8 protein-coding genes are annotated in these 11,082 nt (G+C 61.0%); 4 read left to right on the forward strand and 4 right to left on the reverse strand.

Going from position 1 to position 11,082, the window contains the following annotated elements:
* Nucleotide 1: 1 nt before the first annotated feature.
* Nucleotides 2-1,087 carry an ABC transporter ATP-binding protein gene (locus ACM6IO_RS21210; RefSeq protein ID WP_008031528.1) on the reverse strand — a complete coding sequence of 362 codons (1,086 nt, stop codon included), beginning with the start codon at nt 1,085-1,087 and terminating at the stop codon, nt 2-4.
* Nucleotides 1,088-1,227: 140 nt separating this feature from the next.
* On the opposite strand from ACM6IO_RS21210, the gene ACM6IO_RS21215 reads away from it, so the two are divergent.
* The 4 genes from ACM6IO_RS21215 (at nt 1,228) to ACM6IO_RS21230 (ending at nt 7,419) form a co-directional block, all read left to right on the forward strand.
* Nucleotides 1,228-1,917 (forward strand): GntR family transcriptional regulator, encoded by a 690-nt coding sequence (locus ACM6IO_RS21215; RefSeq protein ID WP_008031530.1) that lies wholly within the window; start codon nt 1,228-1,230, stop codon nt 1,915-1,917.
* 284 nt (nt 1,918-2,201) lie between these two features.
* The gene (locus ACM6IO_RS21220) at nt 2,202-4,265 is read left to right on the forward strand and encodes a PAS domain-containing sensor histidine kinase (protein WP_226299225.1); all 2,064 of its coding nucleotides are present in this window, start codon (nt 2,202-2,204) and stop codon (nt 4,263-4,265) included.
* Between the two features lie 158 nt (nt 4,266-4,423).
* On the forward strand, nt 4,424-7,057 hold the full coding sequence (locus ACM6IO_RS21225) for an excinuclease ABC subunit UvrA (protein ID WP_192227407.1): 2,634 nt from the start codon (nt 4,424-4,426) through the stop codon (nt 7,055-7,057).
* A 128-nt stretch (nt 7,058-7,185) separates the two neighbouring features.
* Nucleotides 7,186-7,419: a hypothetical protein gene (locus ACM6IO_RS21230; protein WP_008031536.1), complete on the forward strand. Its 234-nt coding sequence runs from the start codon at nt 7,186-7,188 to the stop codon at nt 7,417-7,419.
* A 187-nt stretch (nt 7,420-7,606) separates the two neighbouring features.
* On the opposite strand, the gene ACM6IO_RS21235 is transcribed toward ACM6IO_RS21230, so the two are convergent.
* The 3 genes from ACM6IO_RS21235 to ACM6IO_RS21245 form a co-directional block, all read right to left on the reverse strand.
* On the reverse strand, nt 7,607-8,707 hold the full coding sequence (locus ACM6IO_RS21235) for an SMP-30/gluconolactonase/LRE family protein (protein WP_414912173.1): 1,101 nt from the start codon (nt 8,705-8,707) through the stop codon (nt 7,607-7,609).
* Nucleotides 8,704-9,843 carry an SRPBCC family protein gene (locus tag ACM6IO_RS21240; protein WP_414912174.1) on the reverse strand — a complete coding sequence of 380 codons (1,140 nt, stop codon included), beginning with the start codon at nt 9,841-9,843 and terminating at the stop codon, nt 8,704-8,706. Before ACM6IO_RS21240 ends, ACM6IO_RS21235 begins: the two co-directional genes overlap by 4 nt.
* A gap of 106 nt (nt 9,844-9,949) precedes the next feature.
* Nucleotides 9,950-10,813: a LysR family transcriptional regulator gene (locus ACM6IO_RS21245; protein WP_008031541.1), complete on the reverse strand. Its 864-nt coding sequence runs from the start codon at nt 10,811-10,813 to the stop codon at nt 9,950-9,952.
* Nucleotides 10,814-11,082: the final 269 nt, after the last annotated feature.

Raw genomic sequence — 11,082 nt, forward strand, 5'->3', positions numbered from 1 at the left:
CTCAGGCCTCCATCAACAGGCAGGCGTGGGGCGGCAGATTGACCGCGACACGATCACCGACCACCCGGCCACGGTTCAGGCCTTCGTTGTTCTCGCGCAACATGACCTTGATGTCGTTGTTCAAGCGGCACTGATAAAGCGTCGCGGTGCCGACATACAACACCGCTTCGATCACACCGCGCAGGTGATGAGGCTGCCCAACGTCGACCAGTTGCGAGCGCTCCGGGCGGAACGCCAGTTGCACGTTGTTGCCGTCGAAACCCTGGGCCGGGCAGGGGATCTCCACCGGCATGCCGCTGGGCACGAAGAGCTTTTCGTTCTGTTGGCCGCGTTTGAGATGACCGGGCAGGAAATTGATGTCGCCGATGAACTGGGCGACGAACTGATGCTGCGGCCGTTCGTAAATATCGTTGGGGGTGCCGATCTGCAGGATCTTGCCGGCGGACATCACGGCAATGCGGTCAGACAGGGTCAGGGCTTCTTCCTGATCGTGGGTGACGAAAATGAAGGTGATCCCGGCTTCCTTCTGCACGCGCTTGAGTTCGACCTGCATCTCTTTACGCAGCTTGAGGTCGAGCGCCGACAGGGGCTCGTCGAGCAGCAACACTTTCGGTTTTGGCGCCAGGGCGCGCGCCAGAGCCACGCGTTGTTGCTGGCCACCGGACAACTCGGCGGGTTTGCGCCTGGCCAGGTGTTGCATTTGCACCAGCGCCAGCATCTCATCGACACGCCGAGGAATAACCTTGTGATCAAGGCCCTGCATCTCGAGCCCGAAGGCGATATTCTGCGCGACGCTCATGTGCGGAAACAGCGCATAGCTCTGGAAGACGGTATTGACCCGGCGCTTGAACGGCGGCAGGTCGTTGACCGGTTCGCCGGCGAGACGGATCTCGCCATCGCTGACGTGTTCGAAACCGGCGATGGTGCGCAACAGGGTGGTTTTGCCACAGCCGGACGGGCCGAGCAGGGTGAAGAATTCGTTGTCGGCAATGTCGACTGACACGTTGTCGAGGGCTGGAGCCAGCCCCGGATCGTCGGAATACCGCTTGGAGACGTTACGCACTTCGATAGCTATTGGTTGACCCATAATGGTGCAATCCTCTAATTATTGTATGCAATATCTGGATGCAATCTACAAATAACCGGATTAATCTGCTCGTGCAACCCCCTTTTTCAAAGGCTGCTCATCGCCTGGGGCCGGTTGTTTAGCGCTAAAGGAGTGTTGAAATGACCGAGAAGAAACTCGAGACCACGGTCGACCGCGTCTACCAAGGGGTTTACGAGGCGATCAGCAAGCGTTCGTTGCGTCCTGGCATGAAGCTTGGGGAGACTTCGCTGGCCGAACTTTTTAATGTCAGCCGAACGTCGGTTCGTGCCGCGCTCAAGCAATTGGAGGCGGATGGATTGGTGACGACCGAGCCCAATAAGGGTGCATCGGTGTCGTTGCCCAGCGATGAAGAGATCCGTTCGCTGTTTGAAACGCGACGCCTGATCGAGATCGGCATCGTCACCGAACTTTGCCGGCGTCGTGACACCGCCGTGACCCGGGACCTGCGCGATCACCTGTTGCTCGAGGATGAAGCGCACCGCAACGGCGACCATGAACGGCTGATCCATCTGCTCGGCGAGTTCCACATCAAACTCGCGCAAAGCCTGAACAACCCGGTGTTGCTGGACTGGTTCCGCAAACTGATCTCCCGCGCCTCGCTGTACGCCGCCGCGCTGGACGACGACAGCCATGAAGCCTGCCGCGACGATGAGCACCTGCGCCTGATCGAGTACATCGAGGCCGGCAACCAGAGCGCCGCCATCGAACTGACCTGCATCCATTTGAACGGCATCGAGAAGGCGATCCTGGACGTCGCCGCCACGTTGAAGACGGGATATCACCCGCTCAAACACCTGATTGAGGTGTAGCCACAAAACCTGAATCTGAAGTTGCACCTTGTGGGAGCGAGACCGGCTTGCCGGCGATGGCGTCGTGTCAGCCGACATCATTGTTGAATGTCAAATAGCATTCGCGAGCAGGCTCGCTCCCACAGGGATCTGTGGTTGCCATAGGTCCCGCAAGAATCAGCTAACCTCTATGAAACCATTGGCATCCGCAGTGCTCGAAACAAACGGGCGCCAATAACAGGACACAGAGCCAGTCGATGCAGTTTCTAGACGATAGCCACGGGTGTGCTGGATGGAACGGTGAAATGGCCGGACGCATCCGTGCGTTCGACTGGCGTCGCACTGAACTGGGAAGCCTGGAGACCTGGCCCGCCAGCCTGTGCAGCGCGGTGCAATTGCTGCTCGCGTCGCCGCTGCCGATGGTGATGCTCTGGGGCCGCCCCGGCTACATGATCTATAACGATGCGTACTCGTCGTTCGCCGGTGGCCGACATCCTTATCTGTTGGGCTCTCCGGTGGAGCTGGGCTGGCCGGAAGTCGCCGAATTCAATCGTCACGTAGTCGACACTTGCCTGGCGGGCGGCACGTTGTCCTATCGCAACAAAGAGCTGGTGCTGTTGCGCGACGGCGTCCCCGAAAACGTCTGGCTGGACCTCTATTACAGCCCGGTGGCGAATGACGAGGGGACGCCGGCCGGGGTCATGGCGATGGTGGTCGAAACCACGGAGCATGTGATTTCCGAACGCCGGCGCCAGGAGGCCGAAGACGCCTACCACGCCGACAATGAACGGGTGCGGCTGGCGTTGAACGCCGGTGCCTTGCTCGGCTCGTTCGTCTGGGACATCAAAGGCAATCGGCTCTCCGGCGATGAACGCTTTGCCCGGACCTTTTCCTTCCCGGCCGAGCATGACCTGGGCAACCTGCCAACGGAGTTCGCCGAAGCGCGGATTCATCCCGACGACCGCAGTTGGGTCAATGAGCAAGTCAATCAATCCATCACCACCGGTGAGCCTTTCAACGCCGAATATCGGGTCCTGCGTCCCGACGGCAGTTACCTGTGGGTGCAGGCCAGCGGTTGCTGCGAATTCGATGAGCAGGGTGAGCCGTTCCGCTTTCCCGGCGTGTTGATCGACATCCACGAACGCAAGACCGCCGAAGAATCCCTGCTCAAATTCACCCGAAACCTGGAGCAGCGCGTCGCCGACGAAGTCGAAGCGCGGCTGGCGGCGGAAGAGCAACTGCGTCAGTCGCAGAAGCTCGAAGCCATCGGCGGTCTCACGGGGGGCGTGGCCCATGACTTCAATAACCTGCTGCAAGTGATCGCCGGCAACCTGCACCTGCTGGCGCGGCATGAACCGGACAATGCCAACGTGCAGCGTCGAGTCTCGGCGTCGATTGCGGCGGTGGAGCGTGGCGCGAAACTGTCTTCGCAATTGCTCGCCTTCGCCCGCCGTCAGCCGTTGTCGCCGGCGGTCTGCGACCCACGACAGATCTTCGAAGGCCTGGGCGAGCTGCTGCAACGGGCGTTGGGCGAAACCATCCAGATCGATGTGCGGTTGCCTCAAGCGTCCTGGCACATCAACGTCGATCGCAACCAACTGGAAAACGCCATTCTCAATCTCGCGATCAATGCCCGTGACGCCATGGCGGGCGAAGGCACCATCGAATTGAGCGCCGAGAACGTTACCCTCGACCGCAAGTTTTGCGCGGGCAAAGGTATTTCGCCCGGCGATTACGTGCGCGTCGCCGTGGCGGATACCGGCCTTGGTATGCCACCGCAAGTGCTCGCGCAAGCGTTTGAACCGTTTTTCACCACCAAGGCCGATGGTCAGGGTACGGGGTTGGGGTTGAGCATGGTGTTCGGTTTCGTCAAACAGAGTGACGGGCACATCGAGATGTCCAGCGTCGAGGGGCAGGGCACGCGCGTGCAGTTGTATTTTCCACGCAGCCTGCGCCCGTTGCTCAGTGAAACAGCGACCCATGACACGCAGCAACGCGGTGGGCATGAAACCATTTTGGTGGTCGAGGACAATGAAGCGGTGCGCGCGTCGGCGGTGGAATTATTGAGCGAGGAGGGCTATCAGGTCCTGACCGCCGCCAACGGTGATGCCGCCATGCAGATGTTGCTCGATGGCGTGGTGGTTCAGCTGATTTTCACCGACGTGGTCATGCCCGGCCTGATCAAAAGCTCGGACCTTGCCGCCTGGGCCAAAGTGCAAACGCCACCGGTGGCCGTACTGTTCACGTCCGGCCACACTCGTGACATTATTTCGCGCAATCACCAGCTCAGCCCCGATACCTTTTTGCTGAGCAAACCCTATGGTCCCGAGGCGCTGACCCGAATGGTCCGCACCGTCCTCAACGGCTGAACCCCGATCCAATTGTAGGAGCGGCCGGGCGGCGTTCCGTTTGCTGGCGATGGCGTACTTGAAATCGCCATCGCCAGCAAGCCGGCTCCTACAGTTTGGATCTGCGTAAATTCCTGGCAATGCGTTAATCCTTCGAACTTTTTGATCAAGGCCACCTGATGACTTCAAAGCGCACCTCCAATCCTCCTTCCGGCATGGTCAGGGTACGCGGGGCCCGTGAGCACAACCTCAAGAACATCGACGTCGATATCCCCCGTGATGCGCTGGTGGTGTTCACCGGCGTTTCCGGTTCAGGGAAGTCATCCCTGGCGTTTTCGACCCTGTACGCCGAAGCGCAACGCCGTTATTTCGAATCCGTGGCGCCGTATGCGCGGCGTCTGATCGACCAGGTCGGTGTGCCGGATGTCGACTCCATCGAAGGCCTGCCGCCAGCGGTCGCCTTGCAACAACAACGGGGCACGCCGAGCACGCGGTCTTCGGTGGGCAGCGTGACCACGTTGTCGAGCCTGATCCGCATGCTGTATTCGCGCGCCGGCAGCTATCCGCCGGGGCAACCGATGCTCTACGCCGAAGACTTTTCACCGAACACGCCCCAGGGCGCCTGCCCTGAATGTCATGGTTTGGGCCGGGTCTATGAAGTCACCGAAGCGCTGATGGTCCCGGACCCGAGCCTGACCATTCGCCAGCGCGCGGTCGCTTCCTGGCCCACGGCGTGGCAAGGACAGAACCTGCGGGACATCCTCGTGACCATGGGCTACGACGTCGATAAACCCTGGCGCGACCTGCCGAAAAAGCTGCGCGACTGGATTCTTTTCACCGAAGAAACCCCGACCGTTCCGGTGTATGCCGGGCTCACACCCGAAGAAACCAAAGTCGCGCTCAAGCGCAACATGGAGCCGAGTTACCAGGGCACCTTCACCGGTGCCCGGCGCTACATCCTGCACACGTTCACCCATTCGCAAAGTGCGCTGATGAAGAAGCGCGTCTCGCAATTCATGCTCGGCAGCCCTTGCCCGCTGTGCGACGGCAAGCGCCTGAAGCGCGAGGCGTTGTCGGTGACCTTTGCCGGTTATGACATCGGCGAGTTGGCGCAAATGCCGTTGCTGCAAGTGGCCGACGTATTGAAACCAGTGGCGGCGCACAGTTACCTCGACCAGGCCGATGAAGCGGGCGAGGTCTTGACCCACGAGCAGACCCGCGAAGCCCGTGAGCAGCGAGTGGCCCACGGCGCCAGTGGTCACGCCCATGCACCGGATGTGCGCCACACACCGAACCTGTCGGTGGAAAAACGCCTGGCCGCGCAACGCATCGCCCAGGATTTGCTGGAGCGGGTCAGCACGTTGACGGACCTGGGGCTCGGTTACCTGGCACTGGAGCGCAGCACGCCGACGTTGTCGTCCGGCGAGTTGCAGCGCCTGCGTCTGGCGACGCAATTGGGTTCGCAGTTGTTCGGGGTGATTTACGTGCTGGACGAACCGTCGGCCGGTCTGCACCCGGCGGATGGCGAAGCGCTGTTCGAAGCCCTGCAACGCTTGAAAGCGGCGGGCAACACGCTGTTTGTGGTCGAGCATGATCTGGAAACCATGCGCCGCGCCGACTGGCTGATCGATGTCGGGCCGGCGGCGGGCGAGCATGGCGGCCGGATTCTGTACAGCGGTCCACCGCAGGGCCTGGCCGACGTGACGCACTCGCAGACCCGCGCCTACCTGTTCGCCGATCAGGTCAGGCTGCCGCGAGCCAGCCGCAAGCCAGCCGATTGGCTACGGCTGGAAGGCATCACTCGCAACAACCTGAATAACCTCAGTGTCGAGTTTCCGCTGGGCTGTTTCACCTCGGTGACCGGCGTGTCGGGTTCCGGTAAATCAAGCCTGGTCAGTCAGGCGTTGCTGGAACTGGTGGGCGCGCATCTCGGGCGCGCCGCCAGTGACAGCGAGGCAGAAGAGTTGAGCCTTGAGGACGATGCACCGCAAGTCAGTGGCGGTCAGGTCAGCGCAGGGCTGGAGTCGATCAAGCGGCTGGTGCAAGTCGATCAGAAACCGATCGGCCGCACGCCGCGCTCTAACCTGGCGACTTACACCGGGCTGTTCGACAACGTGCGCAAACTCTATGCCGCCACGCCCGAGGCGCAAGCCAAGGGCTACGACGCCGGTCAGTTCTCCTTCAACGTCGCCAAGGGTCGCTGCCCGACCTGCGAAGGCGAGGGTTTTGTCAGCGTCGAATTGCTGTTCATGCCGAGCGTCTACGCACCATGCCCGACTTGCCACGGCGCCCGTTACAACCCCGAGACGCTGGCGATTACCTGGCAGGGATTGAGCATTGCGCAGGTATTGCAATTGACGGTAGATGAAGCGGTCGAGGTGTTTGCTGAGCAATCGAGTATTCGCCGCTCACTGGAAGTGCTGCGCGATATCGGCCTGGGTTACCTGCGGCTCGGCCAACCGGCGACCGAGTTGTCGGGCGGCGAAGCCCAGCGCATCAAACTGGCCACCGAACTGCAACGCAACCAGCGCGGGGCAACGCTTTACGTGCTTGACGAACCCACCACCGGGTTGCACCCGCGGGATGTCGATCGCTTGCTCGAACAGTTGAACACGCTGGTGACGGCGGGGCACACGGTGATCGTCGTCGAACATGAAATGCGCGTGGTGGCCCAAAGTGACTGGGTGATCGACATCGGGCCGGGTGCAGGGGATCAGGGCGGCAAGATTGTGGTGGCGGGCCCGCCGCAGAAAGTCGCCAGCAGCAAAAAAAGCCGGACCGCGCCGTTCCTCGCCAGAACCCTAAATACGTAGCGCCAGGACGACGAACGGACACCGCTGGTCTGATAGGCGGTCGACAGAACCCGCCAACCGAGGCCATTCTGATAGTTGGTGAACGCAATCGATCGCGTTTGCCACCGATCAACAAACGGAGGTGTTCCATGCCGGTGCCACACGACCTTTATCAGGATTTGAAACTTTCAAAGGAAGATATCCAGCAAAAACGCACCAAGGATCCGTTACTGGATTCACTGATCAACAAGTATTCGCAGGCGGATGCCGAAGTGGTGAAGGCAGAGCAGGCCAAGTCCAGCGATGACTCAGTGAAGAAGCTCAAGGAGAAGCGCTTTCAGGTCAAGGAGAAGATCGTCCAACAGCTTCAGGTCCCGTCCTGACGTGTCGCTCCCGAAAGGAAACCGACAACGCAGAACTCCATAGCGAATGGATCCCCGTTAACTTTTGAACGACACCGAACCTGTAGGAGCCGGCTTGCTGGCGATAGCGGTGTGTCATCCACCAATAGCGTTCGATGACACACCGCTATCGTCGGAGCGCCGCCCGCAGCAAGCCGGCTCCTACAGGTTAATTGGGTGCTTGGGACAACGCGGTGGCGAGCGGTAATCGCACCATGTGCCTGGCCTTCAACGAGCCGAAATACAACCACTCCCCATATTCACGCACCGTGGTGATCGGTGAGTAGTTGCCGCTGCTGCCATCCTGCAGATTGGCGATCACTTTTCCCTCCAGATCCAGCCCCAGGACAAACCCGCGTTTCTCTATGGGTTTGGGCAGGACCGTCATCGCCCGCACAATCATCTTGCGCACGAAGGGATGCGGCGCCGTGGCATCGAGCAGGGCGTTGCGCGGTGCATACAGCGCCACCCAGAAACGGTCCCGGCCATTGAACGCCAGGTTGTCCGGCAAGCCCGGCAAATTGTCGATAAACAGATCGTGGGTGCCTGCCTTGGGGCCGCTCAGCCAGTAACGGCTGATGCGATAGGCGCCGGTCTCGTTCACCAGCACAAAGGCATCGTCCGGGCCCAGCGTCACGCCGTTGGCGAATTCCAGCTTATCCAGCAGGACCGTGGTTTTACCGGTCTGGAAGTCATAACGCAGCAAACGACCGTCGCCGCCATGCTCGATGATCGCGTCGCCATCGCTGCCATAGCCGAAGCGGCTGGAAGCATCGCTGAAATAGGCGTAGTGCCCCGACTTGTCGATGACCACGTCATCAGTGAAGCCGAAGGGCACACTGTTGGCCTCTATGGTCAATGGAATCAAGCGACCCTGGGCGTCCAGCGACAGCAAGCCCTTGATCCCGTCGGCGATCACCAGCAAACCATTGGGGTGACGCGCCAGGCCCAGCGGTCGGCCGCCGGTATCGGCCAGCACCTTGGTGGCTTCGCCGTCGAGGCTGGTGCGGATCAGACGGCCGTCATGCAGGCCCGTAATGAGCGCATTGTTTTCCAGTAGCAACGCTTCCGGCCCGTCGATATCCGCCGCGCCGACACGCTCCACACCTTTGAGGCGTTGATTGTCGGCGTAGGGGCCGCTGGTGAGGGACGGTGCCGGCGGCGGAGTCCAGGCCACCGGTTGCACCTTGGTCGGCATCAGCAGCAGAAAGGCCGCGATGGCCACGATCACCAACAACACGACATGACGAAACTTGACGGTTCGACTCACGCGTTGGCTCCTGCGGTGGTCAGGTGTCTGTGCGCCATCTCGCGCAAGGCCTGCATCGATGCTGCCGATTCACGGTCAATGCGCCGCTTGAGCAACAGTCGATTGGCGATGCGCATTGCCAGGCCGCTGAACTGATAGTCCAGGGTACGGACAAACCGAGTGCCATCGCCCTCGGCCGTGCATTCGTAAGTCACCACCAGCGACAGTCCGTTGTCACCATGAGCCCGCGCGATCCAGCGGCGACCGGGCAGGTACTCGTCGACCACCCAGCTCAGATGCCCCTCGCGCCCGCCGGCGCGGATGTCTTCCTCGAACCGCGCCCCGGCATGCAGCGAGCCGCCCGGGCCATCGACCTTGAGCGACGACGGGTGCCATTCGGGCCAACGGGTCACGGTGCTGGCGTAGGCGAGCACCTCAATCGGGTTGCCGGCAATGTTGATCTGATGCTGCATGCTGGTCATGGGCGCTCTCGTCAGGTAGGTCGGCTCGGGCTCCCAATAGAGCGTGCCGAACAGGTAGTCCATCAGCGGAAAAACGATGTTGAAGTTGCGTTCCTGCATCAACTCGCGACGGTGATGCAGCTCATGCAGACGACGCATCTGGCGGATCCACGGCAAGCGTGTGACCGGGTTCTCGGGCGGCAGGTGCTCGCAGGCATGAAACACTTCATAAGTCAGGTAACCAAGGACCAGGCAGCCACCGAAAAGCCCGGCGACGTTGGCATCGAACTGCTCAAGCAGCCACCAGACGGGCAGGGTAATGACGAGCGTGTGCACCACGATCAGCCACGCCGGAAACAGGATTACCCGCCAGTCACGGGCGCTGTCGTAGGTCATGTGCCCGGGCGCAAAGAAGCTGTGATGGTCACCGGCGTGACGGGCATAGAACATCCGCGCGAAGCTCTTTTTGTGATGCCCCAGGTGGCGATGCACCATGTACACGCCAAAGTTGAAGAACAATAACGTCAGCGGCACCGCCAGCCATTCCAGCGGTTGCACCTGATGCACGGTGCTCCAGAACAACCCGATGGCCAGCAAACCGAACAGCAGCACAAAGGCGCCGTGCAACCAGGGGTTGTAGAGGGGATGAATGTCTGCGCGATAGCGGTTGCGAAAAGCCTCGGTGGTCTGCCTCACTGCGGTCACCTGTGGTTATTGTTGTCCCAGCAGATTAGACGATCCCGCCGTGTAAGGCGGACCGAAGCTTGAGGACACAAACGCCATGATCCGGTGTAAAGCGGACTCAGGTCAGCGGGTTCCAGCGTTGCGACCAGTCTTCATCGGACTGGATGACTTGACGCAGCAGGTCGAAGGCCCGTTGCAGGGTTGCCGAGTCGCGGTCGCGGGAATAGACCAGATAAGTCGGGTAGCTGAATTCCGGGGCCTTGGGCACCTGTTCCAGTACGCCGCTTTCCAGATAACTCTGCACCACGCGGGTACGGAAATAGCCACTGCCGCCGTTTTCAAGGATGTATTGCAAGCCCAGTGGGCCGAGGTTGAAGCTCAGGGCGGCCTTGGCTTTTTCCGGTAGAGCCGCATCGTGCTGGCGGCGGAAATCCGGGCCCCAGTCGATGTAGACATAGGGATCGGGTTTACCGGGAAACCGTACGAGGACCAGTTTTTCCTCCAGCACCTGTTCGACTTGCAGGCGCGGCCAATACTCCGGTTGGTAGACCAGCGCCGCGTCCAACACCCCCAGTTCCAGTTGGCGCAGCAGGTTTTCGCCGTCGCGGATCTCCATGCGCAGCGCGTGGCTGGGAATCTTCTCCCGCAGCTCGCCGGCCCAACTGAGCATCAGCGGGTTGCACAGGCTGACTTCGCCACCGATGTGCAATACGTCGTGGTAACCCTCAGGCAGTGGCAAGTCCCGTCGCGCGGCGTCCCAGGTTTCGACCAGTTGATTGGCGTACACCACAAATGCCTCGCCGTTCGGGGTCAGACGGGCGCCGGCGCGGTTGCGCACGAACAGTGTGCTGCCCAGTTGGCTTTCGAGTTTCTGCACGCGTGCGGTGATCGCGGTCTGGGTGACGTGGAGTTTTTCAGCGGCCGCGGCGAGGCTGCCGTGGCGGACGATTTCCAGAAAGGTGCGGGCGAGGTCGATGTCCATGGGGCGGCCGGTGCGGGAGGTGGGGGCATTGTAAACGGATACTGTGGGGCTCTCATTTTTTGATGGTGTACATATCCGTTTTTTTGGTTACGGCCGCTATTGGTTTCGCCCTTACGGCGAGTCACTTGGAAGAGCCCCAAGTAACCAAGGGCTCTTGCCCCTTTCGTTCGGTGCCTCGCTAATGCTCGGCATGCCCTCGCTCCGGCCCTGCTCCGTGGGCCCGCCGCCATCGGCCATCCATGGCCGGGGGCGGCTAACCCGGCATCCAT

It is taken from the genome of Pseudomonas sp. IT-P44 (assembly GCF_949768225.1).
Taxonomy (GTDB): Bacteria; Pseudomonadota; Gammaproteobacteria; order Pseudomonadales; family Pseudomonadaceae; genus Aquipseudomonas; species Aquipseudomonas migulae.